The 22,442-nt window shown below is 71.4% G+C and carries 19 protein-coding genes, 1 pseudogene and 1 riboswitch; of the genes and pseudogenes, 12 read left to right on the top strand and 8 right to left on the bottom strand.

The window, feature by feature from the left end; translation table 11 throughout:
• The first annotated feature begins 298 nt into the window (after positions 1-298).
• Positions 299-793: a GNAT family N-acetyltransferase gene (locus tag CRP52_RS11450; protein WP_097236297.1), complete on the top strand. Its 495-nt coding sequence runs from the start codon at positions 299-301 to the stop codon at positions 791-793.
• A gap of 25 nt (positions 794-818) precedes the next feature.
• On the opposite strand, the gene CRP52_RS11455 is transcribed toward CRP52_RS11450, so the two are convergent.
• The 3 genes from CRP52_RS11455 to CRP52_RS11465 all read right to left on the bottom strand — a co-directional run bounded on the left by CRP52_RS11455 (position 819) and on the right by CRP52_RS11465 (position 5,493).
• Positions 819-2,504 carry an ArnT family glycosyltransferase gene (locus tag CRP52_RS11455; RefSeq protein WP_097236298.1) on the bottom strand — a complete coding sequence of 562 codons (1,686 nt, stop codon included), beginning with the start codon at positions 2,502-2,504 and terminating at the stop codon, positions 819-821.
• Between the two features lie 186 nt (positions 2,505-2,690).
• A complete protein-coding gene (locus tag CRP52_RS11460; RefSeq protein WP_097236299.1) occupies positions 2,691-3,890 on the bottom strand; it encodes a LamG domain-containing protein in 1,200 nt (399 codons plus the stop codon).
• A gap of 343 nt (positions 3,891-4,233) precedes the next feature.
• Positions 4,234-5,493 carry a GH12 family glycosyl hydrolase domain-containing protein gene (locus CRP52_RS11465; RefSeq protein ID WP_097236300.1) on the bottom strand — a complete coding sequence of 420 codons (1,260 nt, stop codon included), beginning with the start codon at positions 5,491-5,493 and terminating at the stop codon, positions 4,234-4,236.
• Between the two features lie 436 nt (positions 5,494-5,929).
• Here CRP52_RS11465 and CRP52_RS11470 point away from each other — a divergent pair, with 436 nt between their 5' ends.
• From CRP52_RS11470 to CRP52_RS11495, 6 genes are all read left to right on the top strand, one after another.
• Positions 5,930-7,348, top strand: a complete 1,419-nt coding sequence (locus CRP52_RS11470; RefSeq protein ID WP_257033045.1) for a glycosyltransferase family 2 protein — start codon at positions 5,930-5,932, stop codon at positions 7,346-7,348.
• A 5-nt stretch (positions 7,349-7,353) separates the two neighbouring features.
• Positions 7,354-8,454 carry a glycoside hydrolase family 26 protein gene (locus tag CRP52_RS11475; RefSeq protein ID WP_143685707.1) on the top strand — a complete coding sequence of 367 codons (1,101 nt, stop codon included), beginning with the start codon at positions 7,354-7,356 and terminating at the stop codon, positions 8,452-8,454.
• The gene (locus tag CRP52_RS11480; RefSeq protein ID WP_097236302.1) at positions 8,451-10,133 is read left to right on the top strand and encodes a glycosyltransferase family 39 protein; all 1,683 of its coding nucleotides are present in this window, start codon (positions 8,451-8,453) and stop codon (positions 10,131-10,133) included. The genes CRP52_RS11475 and CRP52_RS11480 overlap by 4 nt, the downstream gene beginning before the upstream one ends.
• Before the next feature lie 49 nt (positions 10,134-10,182).
• Positions 10,183-10,338: riboswitch (cobalamin riboswitch) on the top strand.
• A gap of 193 nt (positions 10,339-10,531) precedes the next feature.
• Positions 10,532-12,937 (top strand): ribonucleoside-diphosphate reductase subunit alpha, encoded by a 2,406-nt coding sequence (locus CRP52_RS11485; protein ID WP_097240015.1) that lies wholly within the window; start codon positions 10,532-10,534, stop codon positions 12,935-12,937.
• The gene (locus tag CRP52_RS11490; protein ID WP_097236303.1) at positions 12,937-13,956 is read left to right on the top strand and encodes a ribonucleotide-diphosphate reductase subunit beta; all 1,020 of its coding nucleotides are present in this window, start codon (positions 12,937-12,939) and stop codon (positions 13,954-13,956) included. The genes CRP52_RS11485 and CRP52_RS11490 overlap by 1 nt, the downstream gene beginning before the upstream one ends.
• Before the next feature lie 184 nt (positions 13,957-14,140).
• Entirely contained in the window at positions 14,141-14,515 is a 375-nt protein-coding gene (locus CRP52_RS11495) for a hypothetical protein (protein WP_143685709.1), read from the top strand.
• Between the two features lie 45 nt (positions 14,516-14,560).
• Here the strand turns inward: CRP52_RS11495 and CRP52_RS11500 are convergent, their stop codons facing one another.
• Both CRP52_RS11500 and CRP52_RS39435 read right to left on the bottom strand, forming a co-directional pair.
• Entirely contained in the window at positions 14,561-14,785 is a 225-nt protein-coding gene (locus tag CRP52_RS11500; protein WP_097236305.1) for a DUF397 domain-containing protein, read from the bottom strand.
• Positions 14,778-15,761 (bottom strand): annotated as a pseudogene (locus CRP52_RS39435) (helix-turn-helix domain-containing protein). The gene CRP52_RS11500 and the pseudogene CRP52_RS39435 overlap by 8 nt, the downstream one beginning before the upstream one ends.
• Positions 15,762-15,874: 113 nt before the next feature.
• Between CRP52_RS39435 and CRP52_RS11515 the strand changes: the two are divergent.
• From CRP52_RS11515 to CRP52_RS11535, 5 genes are all read left to right on the top strand, one after another.
• Entirely contained in the window at positions 15,875-16,312 is a 438-nt protein-coding gene (locus CRP52_RS11515; RefSeq protein ID WP_179852761.1) for an ATP-binding protein, read from the top strand.
• Positions 16,309-16,584 (top strand): hypothetical protein, encoded by a 276-nt coding sequence (locus CRP52_RS11520; RefSeq protein WP_097236309.1) that lies wholly within the window; start codon positions 16,309-16,311, stop codon positions 16,582-16,584. The genes CRP52_RS11515 and CRP52_RS11520 overlap by 4 nt, the downstream gene beginning before the upstream one ends.
• Before the next feature lie 60 nt (positions 16,585-16,644).
• On the top strand, positions 16,645-17,160 hold the full coding sequence (locus CRP52_RS11525; protein WP_097236310.1) for a DUF6879 family protein: 516 nt from the start codon (positions 16,645-16,647) through the stop codon (positions 17,158-17,160).
• 29 nt (positions 17,161-17,189) lie between these two features.
• On the top strand, positions 17,190-17,777 hold the full coding sequence (locus tag CRP52_RS11530) for a hypothetical protein (RefSeq protein ID WP_097236311.1): 588 nt from the start codon (positions 17,190-17,192) through the stop codon (positions 17,775-17,777).
• Positions 17,778-18,707: 930 nt separating this feature from the next.
• Positions 18,708-19,769: a ferritin-like domain-containing protein gene (locus CRP52_RS11535; RefSeq protein ID WP_179852762.1), complete on the top strand. Its 1,062-nt coding sequence runs from the start codon at positions 18,708-18,710 to the stop codon at positions 19,767-19,769.
• Positions 19,770-19,815: 46 nt separating this feature from the next.
• Here CRP52_RS11535 and CRP52_RS11540 read toward each other — a convergent pair whose 3' ends face one another.
• The 3 genes from CRP52_RS11540 to CRP52_RS11550 all read right to left on the bottom strand — a co-directional run bounded on the left by CRP52_RS11540 (position 19,816) and on the right by CRP52_RS11550 (position 22,163).
• Positions 19,816-20,283 carry a flavodoxin family protein gene (locus CRP52_RS11540; protein ID WP_097236313.1) on the bottom strand — a complete coding sequence of 156 codons (468 nt, stop codon included), beginning with the start codon at positions 20,281-20,283 and terminating at the stop codon, positions 19,816-19,818.
• A gap of 154 nt (positions 20,284-20,437) precedes the next feature.
• Complete coding sequence (gene def, locus CRP52_RS11545) at positions 20,438-21,091, bottom strand: peptide deformylase (protein WP_097236314.1); 654 nt, start codon at positions 21,089-21,091, stop codon at positions 20,438-20,440.
• A 79-nt stretch (positions 21,092-21,170) separates the two neighbouring features.
• A complete protein-coding gene (locus CRP52_RS11550) occupies positions 21,171-22,163 on the bottom strand; it encodes a tetratricopeptide repeat protein (protein WP_097236315.1) in 993 nt (330 codons plus the stop codon).
• Positions 22,164-22,442 lie beyond the last annotated feature (279 nt).

Genomic DNA, 22,442 nt, shown 5'->3' on the forward strand with positions numbered 1-22,442 from the left:
GAGTGGACGCCATGGACAGCGACATCCTTTCCGGAGCACTCGCCCTGGCCGGAGCCGTCGGCGGCTTCGGCCTGCTCGGCGTGCTGATCGGCCGCGAGGTCTCCCGCGGCCCGGCGGCCGGGCGCGACAACTACCACCGCCCGGGCGGCTACCCGGCCGACCCCGGCCGACCCGAGCGGCTGCACGGCACCGTGCCCGCCGCACCGGCCGCACCGGCCGCGCCCGCCGCACCCACCGCCCTCGCGGCCCGTTCGACCCCGGATCTTCCCGCCGCGCCCGGCTCCGGCACACTGGCCGCATGGACTACCTCATCCGCCAGGCCCTTCCGGAGGACCTCGAAGACGCCGGCCGCATCACCGTCGAGGCCTTCGTCGGCGGCGGCTTCACCTCGCCCGGGAGCAGCTACGTCGAGCACCTGCGCGACGCCGCCCGCCGGGCCCGGGAGGCCGAACTCCTGGTCGCGGTCGACCCGGTCACCGGGCGGGTCCTCGGCTGCGTGACCTTCGCCGTCGGCGGCACCGAGTGGGCGGACATCGCCACCCCGCGCGAGGGCGAGATCCGCATGCTCGCCACCGCCGGGGCCTCCCGCGGCCGGGGCGTCGGCGAGGCGCTGGTGCGCGCCTCGCTCGCCCGCAGCCGCGAACTCGGCCTGGACGGCATGGCGTTCTCCACCCGCCCGGAGATGAAGGCCGCCCACCGGATCTACGAGCGGGTCGGCTTCCGGCGCACCCCCGAGCGGGACTGGGCGCCCTACCCGGGAATGGACCTGATGGTCTACACCCTGGCGTTCTGAGGACCCCGTCACCACCGGGCGCCCGTCACGGCTTCCTGTCGTACCCCGGCGCCACGTAGACGGTGTACCGGCCGTGCTCGCCGCTCTTCACCACGGTCGCCACCCGGTACCCGGCCGCCTTCAGCGTCGGCTGGATCGCCTTGTCGATGGCCGCGGTCTGGGTGAAGTCCAGCACCACGACCTTCCACTCGTGCGCCTGGATCCCGGCCTGGATCGCGGGCACCCCGTTCTGCATCTGGCCGGTGGCCGGGTCGCGGCGGAAGACCGCCACCAGGTCGTGCCACTGCTGCCAGTTGCTCTGCTTGCGCAGGTAGTACGCGGGCACGTTGTAGTTCTCGACCAGGTACCGGTCCTCGCCCTTGACGACGTACGGCTCCAGCGCGGCGACGAACTCCTCCGAGTTCGACCACTCGCCGTACATCTCCCGGCCCTGCGCCGCGCCCACCCAGGCCAGCGGCCCGACCACCAGGGCCGCGGCCGCCACCCCGGCCACCAGGTGCAACCGCCCCTTCAGCCACAGCACCACCCGGGCCAGCACCAGGCCCACCACCATGCAGGAGAACCAGGCACCGAAGTCGACGTGCTTCTGCAGCGACAGCCAGGTGTGGATGCGGATCTGGTTCACCGGAGCGAGCAGACCGGCCGCCAGCAGCAGCAGCGCCAGCCAGAACTCGGGCCAGGCCGCCCCGCCGCGCCGGCGCGCCCGCACCAGCTGCGCCACCACCCCGACCAGCGCCACCACCAGCAGCGGGCCGACCCAGCGGGCCGCCTCCGAGGCCACGTACGAGTAAGCGTCATGGCCGGGGGCGCGCTTGAGCGTGGTGTGGTTGAAGCCGTTGACGTAGCGCTCGCCGGCCGCCAGCGCCGCCGCGCCGACCGCCACCACGAAGGTGAGCAGCACCAGCAGCCCGCGCCGCCAGGCCTCCCAGCTGCGCAGCGAGCCGCGCGGCCCGGCCAGCACCGCGATGCCCGCGACCACCGGCACCCAGAGCAGCGCGGCGTACTTGGTGGCGCCGGCCAGAGCCAGCAGCAGCCCGGAGGCGACCAGGCTCGGGTAGCCGCCGCCGGTGGTCAGCCGCACCGCGAAGTACCCGGCCCAGGCGAGGATCGCCAGCGCCATCGCGTCGTAGGTGGCCAGGCCGCCCAGGAACTGGGTGGGGCCGAGCGCCACGAAGGCCGCCGCCGCGCCGAACGCCGCGAGCGAGCCGTACAGCCGCCGGGTCGCCAGGTGGACGGCCACGGTGGCGGAGAGCATGAACGCCAGGCTCAGCAGCCGGGCGCCGTTCAGCCCGCCGACGAAGTCCGCGACGGCCACCACCACCGGGTAGATCAGCGGGGAGCCGGAGAAGAAGGTCTCGTACGTGGACACCGGGGTGCCGTGCCGCAGGTGCGCGATCTCCTGGTAGCCGGCGTAGATGTAGGTGCCCTCGTCGATGAAGGCGGTGTTGCTGAGGATCAGGTGGTACGAGAGCGCGCCCTGCACCAGCAGCACGGCCAGCAGCGGCAGCCAGTCCGCGCGCAGCGCCGGGCGGGCCGGGTGCGGCACCGGCAGCGGGCCGGGCCGGCGGCGGCGCCGGTCGGCCTGGTAGGGCTGTGCGGGCACCGCGGCCGTGCGGTCGCGCTCACCGAGGCCCACCCCGCCCCGCCGGGCCCCGCCCAGGACGGGCTTGCGGGTGGAGTGGGGCCGGATCCAGCGGCCGTCCGCGCTCATCAGTACTGCTCCTCATCTGGGACTTCACGTCCGGACGCGTCCTGGCGGACGCACGCTCCGGGGCGTGCTTCGGCCGCCGCCCCACACTGCCGGGGGCGGCGGCCGGAGGTTCGGGAGGGCCGGCCCCGGCCCCCGCACGGCTCAGTTCGACCGGGACCGGCCGGGCTCAGCCGCGTTCGGGCCGGCTCAGCCGCTGAGCCAGGCGCCCGTCGGCGGGACGGACGGCGGCGAGCTCGGGCCGGCCACGATCTTGACGATGTCGGCCTCGGGCAGCACCTGGCCCCAGGCCTGGATGTCGGCGACCGCGCCGTGCCAGGGGTCGGCCCACTGCGAGTTGGAGCTCAACCGCCCCACCTGCAGGGAGTTGGTGCCGCTGGGCTGCACCCCGGCCGACTTCGCCGAGGACTGCGGGGCGCCGTTGACGTACAGGGTGAGCTGGCCCGACGGGTCGTCGTACACGCCGGTCAGCAGCACCCACTGGTTGACCGTCGCGTCGCCCTTGGACCAGGCGATCGCCGAACCGCCGCCCGGCACCTGGACCTTGAAGTACCACTGGTCGTGCCCGTTGTTGTTGGCCCGGCCCAGCGACCACGCGTAGTACGGGCCGTCGCCCTGGCTGACCGCGCTGCGGTTGCCGTTGGGCAGGTCGACCAGCACCCGCGCGGAGACGGTGAAGCTCTTGCTCACGTCGACGACCTGGGTGGTCGTCGAGGCGAAGGAGTCCTGGCCGCTGGGCAGCTTGAGGACCTGTCCGGAGAACCCGGCCATCGTCCCCGGCTTGGCGTCGGCGCCCAGGTTGAGCGCCGCCGGGCCGGTCTTGGCCGGCACGCTGCCGACGGTCGGCGGGCTGTCGATGCCCTTGACCGGCGGGGCGCTCGACGGGCTCGACGGGCCGGGCGAGCCGGGGGTCGTCGGGCTCGACGGGCCGCTGCTCTGGGTCGTCTTCTTGTCGTCCTTGGAGTGCTGGTAGAACCAGAAGCCCCCGCCGGCCGCGGCCAGCAGGACGACGGCGGTCGCCGCGCCGATCAGCTTGTTCCGGCGGCCGCGCTTGGCGGCCTTCTCGTTCTGCTCGGCCAGCGCCTCCCAGTCCGGCGTTCCGACCGGAGCGGTCGGGCCTGCCGGGCCGGTCGGGCCGGCGGGCGGCGGGAAGCCGCCCTGCTGCGGCCACGGCGGCGCGGGCTGCGCGGCCTGGGCCGGCTGCGGCACCGGCGGGAAGGCCTGCGGGCCGGCCGGCGGCTGCGGCACGAGCGGCTGCGGGCCGGGCTGCGGCTGCGCGGGCTGCTGGCCGGGCAGCGGCTGTATGCCCTGCGGCTGCGGGGCCACCGGCCCCGGCGGCACCGGCCCGGGCACCGGCGGCACCGGCTGCGGCGCCGGATACGGCGTCATCTGCTGGGGCTGCGCAGGCGCACCGGGCGGCGGCCCGTAGCCGGAGGCGGGGCCGAAGGCGCCGCTAGGGGACTGCGGAGGCACACCGGTGGCCGGAGCGGTCCCCCCGGCCGGTGCCTGCTGCGGTGGCGTGGGGGGCTGGCCCGGCTCGCCACTCGGTACCGGTCGATCGCTCATGGCCGGAATGCTAGGGCATCCGCCCCGGCACGCCCATGGGGGGTGCGCAGAGGAAACCGGGGCACGGCCGCCTGCCGCGCGGCCCGGTGCGCCGCCCGGCTCGGCGGCACGCGGCCCGCCGCACCACCACGCACACCACCCGTCCCGCAACCCGTCACGCGCCCCGTCACGCAACCCCGTTGTACGGCAGCTTCCAGCGCTGCGCGACCGTGTCCGCGCACGGCCGCAAGGTCACCGCCGTCCCGTCCGCGAGGGCGCCGCCCGCGGTGCCCAGGCACAGGCCCGAGTCCGGGTGCTTCAGCCGCTGCCCGGCGACCGGCGTCCAGCGCTGCGCGGAGCCGCCGGTGCACTCGGCCAGGGTCACCGCGCTGCGGTCGGCGGTCGGCGCCAGGCAGGCCGCGCCGCCGCGCAGCGAGCCGTCGTTGCCGACCGTCCAACCGGTGGAGACGCCCGGGTCGCCGCAGGAGCCGACGGTCACCGGGGTGCCGGCGAGCCCGCCGCCGCCGTGCCGCAGGCAGATCCCGGGCGCCCCGGCCGGGACCTCGCCGGCCGGCAGGCCGATCCGGTTGTGGAAGGCGAAGGACTCGCTGCGCAGACCGGTGCCGCCGCTCCACACCTCGAAGCCCGCCTGCACCCGGCACAGGTAGGAGCCCTTGGGGACGTAGCCGCGGGCCATCGCGTCGGCGGTGAACAGCCGCAGGTCGAGGCCGCGGGTGGTGTGGGTCGGCGCGGTGCGGACGTAGCTGATCACGCTGTGCGGGCCGGTGATCGGCGCCTGGTAGACGTCGTAGTCGGCGTCGCCGAACTGCTGGGCGCCCGCCACCTTGTCGCCGGCCGGGCGCACGTTGTCGGTGGCGTCCAGCCAGACCATCAGTTCGGCGCTGTCCCCCGGCAGGCAGTTGTCGGGGGTGGAGCCGTACCAGAGGTCGAAGGAGAGGTTGAAGGAGCCGCTCACCCTGCCGTTGGCGTCCCAGTCGGCGGTCGCGTCGCCGAGGGCGCTGACCGGTACGGGCAGTCCGCTCGCGCCGGGGGCGGTGGAGACGTTGGGGTAGGCGCCCGGGGCGAGCGGGTTCTTCGGGACGAAGTCGCGGATCCGGGACACCGTGAACCCGTTGTCCCCGACCGGGTCCACGCAGACCGTGCCCGCGGTGTTCCACGGGTTCGGTTCGAGGACCTTCGACCCGCCGTCCATGGCCAGCTTGGGGAACGGCTCCTGCACGGTCGAACACAGGCCCGGCACGGCCGCCGCCGTCGCCGTGGCGGCCGGTGGCTGCTCCACCGCCCCGACCTCGCCGCTGCAGCCGGCCAGCAGCGCTGCGACCGCGCCGAACGCGGACGCCGCCCGGAAGCCGCGCAGGCCCCGCCGGCCCTGCCGGTCCCTCAGGCCCCGTGCCGCGCGCCCGGCCGGCCCGTCCTCGATGATCATCACTTTTCCCCGAACCGTCCTCAGCTGCTGGGCGGAAACCGTACACAAGTGCTCCACCAGCACCCCCGTTCACATCACGATCGGAAATCGATATCGGTTCCGAAGAGCCGACGGAGGAGGGGGGAAGGGAACTCGATGTGACCGGTCCCGTACGATCCTGGCGTCCCCCCGCTGCCCGGCCGACAACGGCCACCGGGCGGGGACGGTTCAGACCCAATACGGTTTCGGGGGAGTAGAGCACGTGACTGTCACCGAGAGCACGCGACTCGCGGGCAGCGGTCAACCGCCCGTCTCACGACGCCGCAGCCGGCGCGACCCGGCCGCCCGAAACCAGTGGGGCCTGCTCCCCCAACCGCCGGACAACACCGAGAAGTACCTGTACGCGCGCACCAACCTCTGGGTGCTGACCTGCTTCTCCGTCATCAGCTTCGCCTGCATGGTGGCCAGCGAGATCGGCCTGCTGAGCGCGACGCCGTGGTTCTTCGTGTTCCTCCCGCCGCTCGCCTTCACCATCGGCTACTACCTGATATCCCGGTGGGTGCACGGCTTCAACCAGACCTTCGACCTCGCCGCGCACCGCGCCCTGGTCAAGTCCTGGCAGCCGGAGCAGTACCCGACCGTCGACATCTTCCTGCCCGTCGCCGGCGAGCCCATCGAGGTGCTGCACAACACCTGGACGCACGTCGCCCGGCTGCGCGACCAGTACCCGGGCGAGGTCACCCCGTACGTCCTCGACGACAGCAACAGCCCGCAACTCGCGCAGATGGCCGTCGACTTCGAGTTCGTCTACGGCACCCGCGACAAGCTCGGCTGGTTCAAGAAGGCCGGCAACCTGCAGTTCGGCTTCCGCAACTCCGACAGCGACTACATCCTCATCCTGGACGCCGACTTCGCGCCCAGGCCGGACCTGCTGAACGAGATGCTCCCCTACCTGGAGGCCGACCCCCGCCTCGGCATCGTCCAGTCCCCGCAGTTCTTCCGCATCCTGGACTCGCAGAACTGGATCGAGCGCGGCGCCGGCGCCGTCCAGGAGCTGTTCTACCGGACGGTCCAGGTCTCCCGGCAGCGCAACGACGGCGCCATCTGCGTCGGCAGCTGCGCGATCTACCGGCGCGCCGCGCTGGAGGAGAACGGCGGCACCACGCTGATCGGCCACTCCGAGGACGTGCACACCGGCTTCGACCTGCGCCGCCTCGGCTGGGACCTGCAGTACATACCCATCGCGCTGGCCACCGGCGTCTGCCCGGACAACGTCGGCGGCTTCTTCAACCAGCAGTACCGCTGGTGCACCGGCTCGATGAGCCTGCTCGGCAGCAAGAAGTTCTGGCAGACCAAACTGCGGCCGGTCACCCGGGCCTGCTACCTCTCCGGGTTCTTCTACTACATCCACACGGCGCTGTTCACCGTCGTCTCTCCGCTCATCCCGATCGTCCTGCTGCTCGCCCGGCCCGACCTGATCCGCTGGCAGAACACCGCGCTCGTGCTGCCCGGCCTGCTCTACGCGACGGTCGTCTTCCCGCTCTGGCACCGCAACCCGTACCGCCTGGAGGCCTGGGCCGCCCGCATGATGTACGGCTGGGCGCACGTCTTCGCCATCTGGGACATCGTGCGCCGCAACCGGATGGCCTGGCAGCCGACCGGCTCCAGCGGCGCCAAGAAGAACAAGACCCGCCGGTTCTGGCTCGGGGTCATCGTCTGGGGCGGTGGCACGGCCCTGCTCTGGGTGCTGCTGAGCATCTGGCGGATGCTCACCATGGGCCCGCTGAACTTCGCCCTCGTCCTCGCCTCCGGCCTGTTCTACGCGACCATCGTGGGCCGGGTCCTCGTCCAGCCGCGGCCCACGGAAGCAGTGTGATCGCCATGACCGCCCACCCCCGACGGGCCGGCCGGCTCCGTCGCCGGCTGGCGCTCCCGCTGCTGACCGCCGGACTGCTCCTGCTCACCGGCTGCGGCCCGGAGGACCCGGGCTTCGCGATGCAGCAGGACCTCGCCGCGCCGGCCCCGGCCGGCGCGCCCGCGACCCCGGGCACGGCCCCTTCTGCGAACACCGCCACCGCGGTGCCGACCCAGGCCGCCGCCAAGCCCAAGGCCCTGCCCGCCGGCGTCCCGTACGACGTCACCCCGCTGCTCAAGCCGACGAACAAGTACCTCGGCGCCGCCCTGCCCGGCGTCCCCGCCACCATGGACGCGCTGCCCGTCTACGGCAGCACGATCGGCAAGCAGCCCAACGTCCTGGAGTTCTACGCCCACTGGAAGGGCGGCTTCGACACCGCCGGCGTGCGCCGGATCCACGACGCCGGCGCCCTGCCCTTCATGGCCTGGGAGCCGCACGAGCCCTCGCTCGCCGCGATCGCGGCCGGCGACACCGACGACTACGTGCGCGGCGTCGCCAAGGCCGTCGCCAAGCTCAACCTGCCGATCGCCATCAGCATCGCGCACGAGATGAACGGCGACTGGTACCCCTGGGGGCGCCAAGCCGCGAGCCCCGAGGACTTCGTCGCCGCCTGGCGCCACGTCCACGACCTCTTCGACCAGGCCGGCGCCACCAACGTGATCTGGGTCTGGAGCCCCAACATCACCGTCCCCGCGCCCAACACCCGCCTGGCGCCGTACTACCCCGGCGACACCTACGTCGACTGGGCCGGCATGACCGGCTACTTCACCAACGACGGCCCCAAGACCTTCGAGGCCCTGTACGGCCCGACCATGGCCGAGATCCGCACCTTCTCCCAGAAGCCGTTCTTCATCAGCGAGACCGCCGCCGAGCAGGGCAGGCACCAACAGGCCTTCGTCGACCAGCTGTTCTCCGGGATGGAGGCTCACGACGACATCGTCGGCTTCATCTGGTTCAACATGATCAAGCGGGCGGACTGGCGGGTCGAGACCGTTCCGGACACCCTCGCCGCCTTCAAGAAGCGGGTGGCCGCCCCCCGTTACGGCTTCGACCTCCGGAACCCATGATGAACAGCGACCTCTCCCCCAGCCCGAAGCACCCCGCCGGCCCGCAGCACCCCGCCGGCCCGCAGCAGCCCGCCGACGAAGAAGCGGCCACGGCTGCGGACACCGACACCGCCGTCGCCGTCGACAACCCCGACGGCGTCGAGCTGGCCCCGTACACCATCCCCCCGGTCCCCGCGATCGGCTGGGACCCGGGCACCAGCCCCCGCCGCCGCTGGATCGCCCGCGGCCTGCTCGGCGCCGTCCTGGCCGTCCAGGCCGCGCTCTCGCTGCGCCTGCTCGCCGCCGCGCACCCCGACGAGGCCGCCGCCATGGTCGCCGGCCGCCAGCAGCTCGCCCACCTGCTGCACGGCACCCCGGTCACCACCGACCTGGTCGACCGGATCAACGGCTCGCCCTGGCTCTACCCGCCGCTGGCCGGCGCCGCCGCCGACGCCAACGGCATCTGGGGCACCCGGCTGCTCAGCCTCGGCTTCGCCCTGATCACCACGGTGCTGCTCTACTCGCTGACCCGCCGGCTGTTCAACGAGCGGGTCGCGATCTGCGCGATAGCCGTCTACGCCGTGCTGCAGTCCACCGTCGTGGTCGGCTTCTACGCCGCCCCCGAGTCCGCGGCCGTCCTGCTGGTCGCCCTCGCCGCCTGGGCCGTGGTGTTCACCTCCCGGCGCCATCCGGCCCTGGTCCTGACCGCCGCCCCGCCCCTCGCGCTGGCCTGCGCCGTCGCCTACTCCGCCGCCTTCGCCGTCCCCGCGGTGGTCGCCCTCGCCGTGGCCACCGCCCGGCCGGGCGGCCGGCTCGGCCGGGCCGCCCTGCGCGCACTGCCGCTCGCCGCCGCCACCCTCGTCCTGCTGCTGCCGTACGGCACGCTCGGCCGGGTCGCCGGCTGGTCGCCCTCGCACGGCAACGCCCCCGGCTCGGCCGGGTCCATCCTGCTCTCCACCCTCCAGTGGAGCGGCCTGTTCACCGTCCTCGCGGTCGCCGGCACCATCGCCTACGCCCGCAAGGAGCAGATGAACGAGCACGACGCTTCCGAGAAGGACGCCGCGCCCACCTCCCGGGGCCGGCGCGCCCTGCTCGGCACCGTGCTCACCGCCACCGCCCTGCTCGTCCCGGCCGCCCACCTGTGGACCGGCACCTCGGGCGCGCTGTTCCGCCACCTCGGCTACGGCATGCTGCTCGCCGCCCCGCTGGCCGGGGTCGGCCTGACCCGGCTGGTCGGCGCCCACTTCCGCCACCCCCAGCTCGGCATCCTGGTCTGGGTCGCGCTGCTCGCCCTCGGCCTGGAGCAGTCCGCCCTGCGCTACCAGAACGGTCCCGACTCCGGCCGCCTGCTGGCCGTCCTGCGGGTCCACACGGCGCCGCAGGCCCACTACCTCACCGAGGTCGACGGACTCGCCGAGTACTACCTCGGCGCGGTCAGCAAGCCCGAGCAGTGGGTCTCGGCCCGCGCCGGGACGGACTACCGCGACGGCGCCGGCGTGCAGCACCACGGCGACGACGGCAGCACCGCCGCGATCCGGGACGGCTGGTTCACCATGGTCGTCCTCGACAGCACCGCGCCGCGGGCCACCGACCGGGCCCTGAGCGACGCCCTGGCGGGCAGCGGGCACTACCGGCTGGTCGCCCAGTTCACCTCGCCGACCGGCGATTCGAGCACGTACAAGGTCTATCTCAAGCACTGACGGGCCACCGGGCCCGCCCGCACAGCCGACACGACAGGCACAACATATGGTGCCGCCGCAGTCCGGTGGCACTACATGTATGCTCACTCCTGCTGTCGATGCAGGGGAACCCGGTGCGAATCCGGGACTGCCCCGCAGCGGTGAGCGGGCGGTTCCAGCAGCCGTGCCCGCGAGTCCGAGTACCTGCCGCCAGCGTGCGCCACGGCCCTCCCGCAAGAGGCCGCGCCAGCACCAGCAGTACCCCTCCGGGCCTCGCGGGCGGGCCGGGGAGACACCGTCGCGCGACGCCGCCTTGCGTTCGTGCCGTGCTCCCCTGCCCCGATCGGCCCGGTGGCCCCGATCACCGCCGCCGATCGCCGCCAGGAGAGAGCGCCTTGACCACCGCTGCCTCAGCCACCCTGCCCGCCCAGGGCTCCGGTACCGCCTTCACCGACCCGACGGTCACCGACCCCGGCGGCGCCCTGCTGCGGCTTCTCACCGACCGCAGTGCCGACCTCCCCGAGGTCGACCCCGGCCACGTCGCCGCTGCCGCGCTGCGCGGCCGCCACGCCGGCTCGGACTTCGCCGAGCTGCGCGGGCTGGCCGTGGACGCCGCCGCGTCGATGATCGCCGAGGACCCCCAGTACTCGAAGCTGGCCGCCCGCCTGCTCGCCCTGGAGATCGTCGACGAGGCGAACAGCCAGGGCTCCACGTCCTTCTCCGCCTCGATCGCCGTCGGCCACACCGAGGGCCTGATCGGCGACACCACCGCGGAGTTCGTCGCCAAGCACGCCGCCGCCCTGGACGCGCTGATCGACACCGCCGGCGACGACCGCTTCGAGTACTTCGGCCTGCGCACCGTGCAGTCCCGCTACCTGCTGCGCCACCCGATCACCCGCAAGGTGATCGAGACCCCGCAGCACTTCCTGCTCCGCGTCGCCTGTGGCCTGGCGGTCGGCGACAACGAGCAGTCGGTGCGCGAGGTGGCCGAGCTGTACGGCCTGATGAGCCGCCTGGAGTACCTGACCTCCTCGCCGACGCTCTTCAACTCCGGCACCCGGCACCCGCAGATGTCGAGCTGCTACCTGCTCGACTCCCCGCTGGACAACCTGGACTCGATCTACAACCGCTACGCGCAGATCGCCCGCCTGTCCAAGCACGCCGGCGGCATCGGCCTGTCCTACTCGCGCATCCGCTCGCGCGGCAGCCTGATCCGCGGCACCAACGGCAAGTCCAACGGCATCGTGCCGTTCCTGCGCACCCTCGACTCCTCCGTCGCCGCCGTCAACCAGGGCGGCCGGCGCAAGGGCGCGGCCTGCGTCTACCTGGAGACCTGGCACGCCGACATCGAGGAGTTCCTGGAGCTCCGCGACAACACCGGCGAAGAGGCCCGCCGCACCCACAACCTCAACCTGGCGCACTGGATCCCGGACGAGTTCATGCGCCGGGTCAACGCCAACGAGGACTGGTCGCTGTTCTCCCCGGCCGACGTGCCCGAGCTCGTCGACCTGTGGGGCGCCGAGTTCGACGAGGCCTACCGCAAGGCCGAGCTGGCCGGCAAGGCCGTGCGCACCATCCCCGCGCAGACCCTGTACGCCCGCATGATGCGCACCCTGGCGCAGACCGGCAACGGCTGGATGACCTTCAAGGACGCCTCCAACCGCGCCGCCAACCAGACCGCGCTGCCCGGCCGCACGGTGCACTCCTCCAACCTGTGCACCGAGATCCTGGAGGTCACGGACGACTCCGAGACCGCCGTCTGCAACCTGGGGTCGGTCAACCTCGGTGCGCACGTGGCTCTTGATGCCCGCGCCGACGACCTGATCAACGCCATGGACTGGGAGCGCCTGGACGCCACCGTCCGCACCGCCGTCACCTTCCTCGACCGCGTGGTGGACATCAACTTCTACCCGACGACCGAGGCCGGCACCTCCAACTCCCGCTGGCGCCCGGTCGGCCTCGGCGTGATGGGCCTGCAGGACGTCTTCTTCAAGCTGCGGATCGACTTCGACTCGGCGGAGGCCAAGCAGCTCTCCACGCTGATCGCCGAGCGCATCATGCTCACCGCCTACGAGCGCTCCGCGGACCTCGCCGAGCAGCTGGGCCGCCACGAGGCGTACGGCGAGACCCGCGCCGCCCGCGGCGAACTGCACATCGACCACTTCCCGACGGCCGCCCCGCAGTGGGCCGACCGCTGGACGGCGCTGCGCGCCCGCATCGCCGAGACCGGCCTGCGCAACTCGCTGCTGCTCGCGATCGCCCCAACCGCGACCATCGCCTCCATCGCCGGCGTGTACGAGTGCATCGAGCCGCAGGTGTCCAACCTGTTCAAGCGCGAGACCCTGAGCGGCGAGTTCCTGCAGGTCAACCCGTACCTGGTGCGCGAGCTCAAGGAGCTCGGCGTCTGGGACCAGCAGACCCGCGACTCGCTGCGCGACGCCAACGGCTCGGTGCAGGACCTGGGTTGGCTGCCCGCCGAGGTCCGTTCGCTGTACCGCACCGCGTGGGAGCTGCCGCAGCGCGCCCTGATCGACCTGGCCGCGGCCCGCATGCCGTACCTCGACCAGAGCCAGTCGCTGAACCTGTTCATGGCGGCGCCGACCATCGGCAAGCTCAGCTCGATGTACGCCTACGCGTGGAAGGTCGGTCTCAAGACCACCTACTACCTGCGTTCGCGCCCGGCCACCCGCATCGCCCAGGCCGCCCCCGGCGCCGCCCGTGCCGCCGCGCCCGTGCCGGTCAACACCCCGACCCTCACCCCGGAGCAGGAAGCCGCCCTCGCCTGCTCCCTGGAGAACCCCGAGTCCTGCGAGGCCTGCCAGTAATGTCTCAGTCCGAAGACCGCAAGATGCTGCTCGACCCCGGCTTCGAGCTGACGCTGCGCCCGATGCGCTACCCGTCGTTCTACGACCGGTACCGGGACGCGATCAAGAACACCTGGACCGTGGAAGAGGTGGACCTGCACTCGGACGTCGCCGACCTGGCGAAGCTGAGCGAGGGCGAGCGGCACATGATCGGCCGGCTGGTCGCGTTCTTCGCGACCGGTGACTCGATCGTCGCGAACAACGTGGTGCTGAGCCTCTACAAGCACATCAACTCCCCGGAGGCGCGGCTGTACCTGTCGCGTCAGCTGTTCGAGGAGGCCGTGCATGTGCAGTTCTACCTGACGCTGCTCGACACGTACCTGCCCGACCCGGAGGACCGCGCGGCGGCCTTCGCGGCGGTCGAGAACATTCCGTCGATCGCGCAGAAGGCCAAGTTCTGCTTCAAGTACATGAACGCGGTCGACCACATCGACTCGCTGCAGACGAAGGAGGACAGGCGGGCGTTCCTGCTCAACCTGATCTGCTTCGCGGCGTGTGTGGAGGGTCTGTTCTTCTACGGCGCGTTCGCGTACGTGTACTGGTTCCGGTCGCGTGGTCTGCTGCACGGTCTGGCGACGGGCACCAACTGGGTGTTCCGCGACGAGTCCATGCACATGGACTTCGCGTTCTCCGTGGTCGACACGGTGCGCGAGGAGGAGCCCGACCTCTTCGACGAGGAGATGGGCAAGCAGGTCACGGAGATGCTGGAGGAGGCCGTCGAGGCCGAGCTCCAGTTCGCCCAGGACCTGTGCGGTGAGGGCCTGCCCGGCATGAACACCGCCTCGATGCGGGAGTACCTGCAGGCGGTCGCGGACCAGCGCCTGGCGCGTCTGGGTCTGCCGATCCGGTACGGCTCGGCGAACCCGTTCGGCTTCATGGAGCTGCAGAACGTGCAGGAGCTGACCAACTTCTTCGAGCGCCGGGTGTCGGCGTACCAGGTCGCGGTCGAGGGGTCCGTCGCCTTCGACGACGACTTCTAAGTCCATATCGTTCAGCAAACAGCGGAGCTGCCGTCACGGCAGCTCCGCTGTTTGATACCCGGTGTTCAGGAGTAGCCCAGGCATGTCCAAGCTCCAACAGCGTGTGATCGAAGGCCCCTTCGGGCCGATACAGGTCAGTCATGACCGCTGGCCGTCCGTCGTGGCACATGTGCAAGGGGCAGGAATGCCCACTGTGACTGTCGTACCCAACCGCGACTACGGCGCCATGAACATCAACGGCCAGAACATCCCGGTGAGCCGGTCTCGCAACCGCACCCGGACGGCCGTTGTCGGTGATCGCAGCTACGAGCTGCGGCCCACCAGCCTCCGCCGGGCAGAGTTGCGGCGCAACGGTGTGCTCATCGCCAACGCAAGCGGCACGCTCAGGTCGTACGCCCCCGGCCGGGGAATCCCCGGCATGGACGCGCAGGTCAAGTGGACCCAGGCCATCGACCCGACGGATGTAGCGGTAGGCCAAGCCATGGTCCTGGCCTTCGGCGCCGGCGCCCCGGGCTTCGTCCTGCGGACGATCTTCTTCTGGGTCGACAACTTCAGCTGAGAGATGAGAGAACGGTGGTGCCCCACCCGGGGCACCACCGTTGCTTCAGAGGGCGGCCGGAAAGTCCCCACCCTTGACCCCGGCGAGGAAGGACGACCACGCCTCAACCGGGAAGAGCAGCGCCGGCCCCTCCGGATCCTTGGAGTCACGCACCGGCACGACACCAATCACGCCGACTGCCATCTCCACACAGTTGCTCTGCGCACCCGAGAACGATGACTTTCGCCAGACGAGGCCAGTAGCGGCCGCGCCCTCGGGCATGCTACTCATCGCTGTGCTTTCCTTTCGCGATGCGCTCGATGAACGCGACTGATTCCTTTCGAGGCAGAGACTCGGCCAACGCCCGCCGGAACAGGTGGGAGTACTTGAACACCTCTCCCGGTTCCTCGATGTAGAGCGTGCTGAGGAGACTGTCCACATACACGACGTCGGTCTCAGTGCTCTCGGGGAAACTCAGGATGACAAGTGGACCGAACAGCGCGGCATGGACATCCGAATCCTCCGGCAACACCTGGATGTTGATGTTGGGCTGATTTGCCACGCTGACCAGGTAGTCGAGTTGCTCGCGCATCACTGCCCGTCCACCGATCTAGTGCTTCAGCACGGACTCCGACAGCACAACCCAGAGCCGGAGCGGCGACTCACGCTTCAGCACCGATTGCCGCTCCAACCGGACTTTCGTCAGCTGCTCAACCTGCTCGACGCTGGCATCCTCTATCTGCGCCCGCACGACAGCCCGGGTGTAGTCCTCCGTCTGCAGCAGGCCAGGGACGAGGAAGGTCTCCACGCTGTAGGCGTCCGAGGCATCAGCCTCCAACGAGATGTAGTCGGCATAGAGCGGCGACAGCGCATCCGAATACCGGTCCCACCAGCCACGCAGGCGCCCATCGCGTGACAAATCCTCCAGCCGATTACGCACCGCGGGGTCCGTCACTCCGTAGAGGTCGAGCAGCAGCCTGAGATCCACAAGCCTGATGCCGGACTGCGCAGCCTCGATCCGGCTGATCTTGCTCTCAGCGCAGGCCAGCTGCCTGGCTGACTGAGCGATCGTCATCCGCGCAGCAAGCCGCATCTCCTTGAGAGTTCGAGCGAGCCGCCGCTGCCGAACCGTCGGGTTCCTATTCACGGGCAACGCGTTGACCTCCCAGCCGTATGTGCGCTGCCAGTCTGCCGCCCTCGGGCCACGACAACAATCTTTGATCACTTCCAAAGTGGGGACTTGCACTCTAGAAGTCACCAAGGGCATGCTACTCAACGTAGTCCGCTAGACGACACAAAGTGATCATGGCGGGCTTTCGCCGGGCATTCCCATGCCTTCTTCAGCCGCTGTCACCCGCACACTCCAGAGGTGGCCCCGCCATGCCTGAAACCGTCTCCCCCTCCCCCAACCCTGCCGAGCAGACCTGCTGGCTGCCCCGGCCCGACAAGTCCCCCCGTGCCGCCCGCCAGGAGCTCCGCTCCTTCCTCCTCCCCCACCCCTGCGCCGACCTCCTGCTCCCCACCGCCGAGTTGCTGGTCAGCGAGCTGGTCACCAACGCGCTGCAGCACGCCCGGACCCCGCGCGACCGCCTGATCTTCGTCCGCTTCCAGCTCTCCCCGGACGACACCCTCCGCATCGAGGTCCACGACGCCGACAGCGAGAAGCCCACTCTCCGCGACTCCCCCGCCTCCGCCGAGACCGGCCGAGGCCTGCTCCTCGTCCACGAGTTGGCCCACAGCTGGGGCTGCGACCCGCGCAAGGGCGGCATCGGCAAGCTCGTCTGGTGCCACGTCTCCCCCGAGGGGGTCGCCGCGTGAGCATCGTCCGGGCCGGGATCACCGGCATCATGGCGCCCACTCTCTTCCCCACCCTCGACCACGCCCTGCCCGTCCTCTGGGAGCGCGTCCGCGACCTCCCGATCCGCGAGGCCCACCGGGACTTCATCCGGATCTGCATCGGCCCCGGTGGCGGTGAGGGCGTCGCCCGCTGCCTCTCCCGGGGAGACGACTGGAGCTTCACCCTCTACGTCGGCGGGATGACCGACTGGACCGCCCACCCGATCACCATCGCCACCCGCCCCCACGCCTGAACTCCCCCGCCCCTGCCCGTCGTTCACGCCGGGCAGGGGCCGGTCAGCCGAGGACCCCCCGTGACCATCTCCCGTGACACCTTCGGCGCCCTCTTCGAAGGCTTCCAGTACGAGGCCTTCCGCTTGGCGACGCTGGCCGACTACGGCACCTCCGACGCCCACCAGGCATTCCTCGCTGGGGAGCCCAAACCCACCACCCACAACACCGCCTGGCGGGCAAAGGTCCAACGGCACACCGCCGCCGGCCACCGCATCTACCGGGTCCACATCCTGGCCCGGCCCCTCACCCCGTACCTCCACTTCGAGCTGAGCTGGGGGTACCGGACCAACACCACCGCCGGCGAGGAGTTCTTCATCCTCGACATCACCGAGAAGCCCAACCCCCTCGAAGGCGTCCCGGACTTCTGGCTGTTCGACGAGTCGACCGCCGTCTCACTCGCCTACGGCACCACCGGAAGCTTCCTCCGCGCCGAACAACAGCCCGAACCCCACACCTGGATCCACCACCGGGACACCGCCCTGCACCACGCCGAGCCGTTCACCGACTGGCAGCAACGCCACCGAATCCGTTTCTGACTCCCCGCAGCGCCTGGCAGCATGCGGCCATGGAGACGAACCCAGCACCCAAGGCCGTACGGGAACTCCGGGAGATCGCCCACAGCTGGGTCGACGGCCGGCGCACCGCCCCGGAGCTCCTGATCGAAGCGGCGCTCCGCGCCCTGACCGCCGGCGGCTACTCACCCTCACTGCTGCACCTCGCCGCACTGAGCAGCCTCGAACACGAGCAGGCCCCGGAGCTGTTCGACCAGGTGATGGAAGAACTCGGCTTCGGCTTCCACCCGCCCGAGGACTACTGGGAGGGACGACTCGCACTCGCCCGCTGGTGGGCCACCGAGATCGTCGGCGGCTGGCTCGACCCCTTCGAAGGCGCCTCACTCATCCTCTACGAGGTCGCCGAGCCCTACGGCCGCTGCGAGGAACTGAGCCCCCTCATCGACGCCATGCTGGGCCCCGCGGAGCACAGCGGCTCCCCGCACAGGATCACCGCAGACCTGACCCAGGTGGCCCAGGAGCTCCTGGCCCGCATCCCACCGCCCGCCGGGCCGGTCACCCGAACGGGAGAACAGCGGTGCTCCGCTGGGCCAGAACGCGCGAGTAGTCGGCAGCCTCCCCGGTCAGCGCACGGTAGTTGAGCACCGGATCACCCGCCCTGACCAGCGCGCTCGCGCAACCCCGCACCACGGTCGGGGCGGGTGCACGTCCAGGTCTTCGATAGCCGCCTCAGCAGTGCGGCACTCCGCGCAGATCGGCATGCTGCCGGCCTCCTCGCTCTCTCAGGCCCAGGTGGAGCCGCACGAGGTGCAGCCCCAACGGCCTTCCAGTGTCTGGTAAGTGGCACTCGACCCGCAGACCGGGCACACACGGGCTGCGGCGTCCGGGTCGCTGCTCGGCAGGCTACCGGGAGGCGGGCTGGTGCAGGGGGGGATCATGGCGGCGGGCTGACTGACCGCCGATCTGCTCTACGCGCCGACGACCGTAGCCGGCGTGCGAGAGTTCGCCAACCGCACAGGCGTGTCATAAGCGCCTTCTACGATGCTCGGCCTCGGCTGCAGCAAGCCTGGTCCGGGCCACCTCACGGGCCCACCTACATGCGCAGGAAGTCGGCCCCGTCGACTTCCTGCGCTTCGGCCCACCGCGGCAGACGGTCCAACTGTCAAGCCCGGTACGGAGAGACAGCTCCTTCGCGTGAAGGTGTGCGTACCGATTCCGGGAGCGGGCAGGTTCAGTCGCGATCCGGCGACGCCTCCTGGTCAATCCGCTCCCGCTGGAAGGAAGTTGCGATGACGACGTCAACAGAGGACACGGTCTCCTCGGGCTGTCAGTGCGGCCCCGGCTGCTCCTGCGGGTGCCAGAACGGTGGCTCCTGCCAGTGCGGCGGCGGCTGCTCGTAAGGGCACCCCACCTCCGACGCCCGCTCCGCCCGGCGCAGATGCCGGGCGGGGTGGCCACCCACTCACGCCGCCCGTCCGGCTGAACTCCCGGGCCGCACCGGCCCGGTACGCATGCGCACGGCCGGCCCCCGATTACCGTCCGGCGCACAGCCGAACGAAAGGGGCCCCAGCGTGACGACGACCGGAATCCTGGACTACGAGAGCGACGCGATCGTCCAGCTCATGAGCATCCCCGAGGAGGACTGGACCGAGCAGGAGCTCAAGGACGCGCTCCAGCGGGCGATCATGCTGGAGCTCTCCACCATCCCGCCCTACGCCACCGCCCTCTGGTCGATCATCGACCCGAACAAGGACGAGCCCGTCGCCCACACCATCCGCGAGATCGTCTTCGACGAGATGTCGCACTTCGGCCTGGTCTGCAACATGCTCACCAGCATCGGCGGCACGGTCCAGCTCATCGACCCGCTCACCGTCCCCAAGTACCCGAGCGAGCTGCCCGGTGGCGTCAACCCGGGGCTGGAGGTGTTCCTCAGCGGGCTGACCCGCGATTCGGCCGCCCTCTTCGCCGCCATCGAGAAGCCCGAGAACCCGCTGGCCTTCGCCGCCGACGGCAACACGATCGGCGCCTTCTACCAGCGCATCGCCAACGTCTTCCCGAACTTCGCACACCTGCTGACCGGGAACAACCAGGTGACCTTCCCCCTCGGGGCGATCGGCCACGGCGCCGGCAATGACATCGTGGCGATGAACACCATCGGCGACGTCCTGAAGGCGATCAACATCATCCAGACCCAGGGCGAGGGCACCACGGTCTCCCCGGACAACCCCTTCTTCGGCGCCCCGGGCGAACTCGCCCACTACTACTCCTTCAAGGAGATCGCCGTCGGCAAGAAGCTGGTGAAGAACCCGGCGACGGGCAGGTTCGAGTTCACCGGCGCCGACGTCCCGCTCCCGCCCACCGCGCCGGTCCCCCGCGTCCCCTCCGGCGGCTGGGCCAACGACCCCGCCAACGCACCCGACCTGTCCACCGCCGCCGCGCTGCACGACTTCAACACCACCTACAGCGACATGCTGAGGGCCCTCCAGGACGCCTGGGGCGGCCAGCCGGACCGGCTGTTCGACGCGACCAGCAGCATGAGCGATCTGGCCGTCACCGCACGGAGGTTGAACGCCATCAAGCTCCCCTCCGACCCGAACTCCTTCTACGGCCCGGAGTGGCTCTTCATCCCCTAGCCCGGTCCGGGGGCCGGTGCGGGGCGCTCCCTGCACCGGCCCGTCCTCACCGCCCGCCGGTCCGCAGCAGTCCCTCGGCGAACGCACCCGCCGCCGCCAGGTCGCCGCCGTCGGGCCGCGCCTTGTTGATGCCGCCGACGAGCCGGAACGGGAGCCAGGTGTCGAAGCCCCGGCACGCGAAGGTGTCGGCCACCTCGAACCCCTTCCGTTCGAGCTCCCGCACGAGCGGCCGGCTGAACGGTCGAACCCGCAGCTCCGGCAGCCCGCTGGTGGCGAACACGAACGCCCTGCCGCACTGCCCTTCGGGGACCGACCGGACGAACCCGCGCAACAGCGGATGGAACCGCCCCGAGAAGATGCCCGAGCCGAATCCCACCAGGTCGTACGCGGCGAGCCCCGCCGGATCGAGCCGTTCCGGCTCGACCACCGGCGCCGACAGCACCCGGCCCATGGCCTCGGCGATCCTCCTCGTGTTGCCGTGGGACACGGAGGCGCAGACGATGACGGCCTTCATGACGGTTCTCCTTCCGCTCGCGGTACACCCGACAGATGGACCGGACACCCCGGAAGAACGTGACATCACTCCGGCCCCGGAAAGCCCGAAGGCCGGCGCGGACAACTCCGCACCGGCCTTCGACGACAACCGGCGGCCGACTACCGCCCCGCCGTCAGGCGTTGGGCACCGTCGCGTACTTCGCCGTGCCCTCGGCCATCTGCTTCAGCGCGTCCTTGCGGTCGCGCTTCGACAGCTTGTCGATGTAGAGGGTGCCGTACAGGTGGTCCGTCTCGTGCTGCAGGCAGCGGGCGAAGAAGCCGGTGCCCTCGACGCGGATCGCCTTGCCGTCCTTGTCGACGCCGGTCACGGCGGCGTAGTCCGGGCGCGGCAGCTCGGCATAGGCGGTGGGGACGGACAGGCAGCCCTCGTTGCCGTCGTCCAGCACCCGCCGGCGGTCCGCCGGGTACTCCTCCAGCTTGGGGTTGATCACGTGGCCGATGTGGCGCACGCCCTCGTCGTCCGGGCAGTCGTAGACGAAGACCTTGAGGTCGACGCCGATCTGGTTGGCGGCGAGGCCCACGCCCTCGGCGGCGTACATCGACTGGAACATGTCGTCGATCAGCGCGGAGAGTTCGCCGTCGAAGGCGGTGACGTCCTTGACCTCGCGGTGCAGGACGGGGTTGCCGACGACGGTGATCGGACGGGCGGTGCCCTTGGTGAGGTCGGGCTCCTCGCCGATCACCTTCACGGGGGTCTCGGGCGCCGCCCCCTCCACGTCGTGCTCGTGCTCGTGCGAGTGGTCGTGCTGCTCGGCCTGCTCCGCCATGTCTCCGTCTTCCGCTTTCCCTAGGTCTACCGCGTACCTCACCAGGGTACTCAGCGGCACTCGGCGGGCTCAGCAGACCTCAGCAGACCTCTTCGAGGTCCCGGTACGCCCGGGTGGCGGGGGCCGCCGCGACCCAGCGGTCCAGCAGGGTGCGCACCAGGTGGGCGGGGGCGGCGATCCCGCACTCCCGCTCGACCAGCCAGGACATCCCGGCGGCGCCGCCCTGGCTGAGGTGGCTGAGGTGGCCGGGGTGCGAGGCGTCGCCGTCGTCGTGCGGGTCGTGATGGGCGGCGATGCCGTCGTCGGAGGCCATCCGGCTCTCCGAGCAGGCGCGGCAGAGCAGCCGCACCGAGGAGGTCCAGTCCTCGGCCGCGTACCCGGCGTCGGCGACGAGCCGTTCCAGCGCGTCCCGGTCCCCGGCGGTGGCGGCCTGCAGCAGCACCACGTACGTCGGCACCGGGGACGGCGCCCACAGCTCGATCTCGTCGAACACGGGGTAGGCGACGCCGTCGGTGACGCGTTCGCCGTGCGGGGCGCCGTCGTGCAGGACGACCTCGCCCCAGCGGCGGCCGGAGGAGGGCAGCGGGATGGACAGCACTTCGATCCGGGCCGGGTCCAGCCGTCTGCCCCAGACGACCTCGGACTCGCCGTCCGGGGAGAGCCGTACCGGGGTGGTGCCGAGATCGAGGCTGACCGGGCCGTCGGGCAGCCCGCCGGGGCCGCCGGGCAGCTTGAGCCCGTAGGCCTGCCAGGCCCGGCGGGCGAGCGGCCAGTCCTGCAGGGCGGTGGCGGTGATGCCGAGGTTCCACCAGTCGGGGGCGCCGTGCTCGCGGTCGAGCAGGGCTACGGCGCGCAGGCCGGCCGAGCGGGCCTGTTCCCAGTCGCGGCGGAACTTGTGCAGGAGGGCGAGGTTGAACCAGGAGTCGGAAAGCCACGGCTCCAGGTCGGCGGCCATCACCAGCAGCGCGCCGGCGTCCTCGTAGCGGCCGTCGCCGATCAGCGTGAAGGCCCGGTCGGTCGTCTGCCGCCAGGTGGCGGACGGCCGGTGCCGTGCCCGGTGGAAGATCCTCACGTTCGTCCCTGCCGTCGTCGTCCGCTCAAGTCCCGTGCCACCGTGCCCGTACCGCCTCGGCGGGGGTACGAGGCCCGCTGCCCCGGGTCGGTGTTCCACGCTACGACCGCATCCAACCACGCCCGCCCCCGCCCGCGCTCCCCACCGCCGAGGTTGGGGCCCGCCCTCCCCAGCCTGCCCGCCCGATGGCAGCCTCTCAACCCCTGGCGGAGCCGCAGCCGCGCTCCGGCACCGCACGAGCACCGCACGGCCACCGCACGGCCACCGCACGAGCGCCGC

The sequence above is a fragment of the Streptomyces sp. 1331.2 genome, from assembly GCF_900199205.1.
Classification (GTDB): domain Bacteria; phylum Actinomycetota; class Actinomycetes; order Streptomycetales; family Streptomycetaceae; genus Kitasatospora.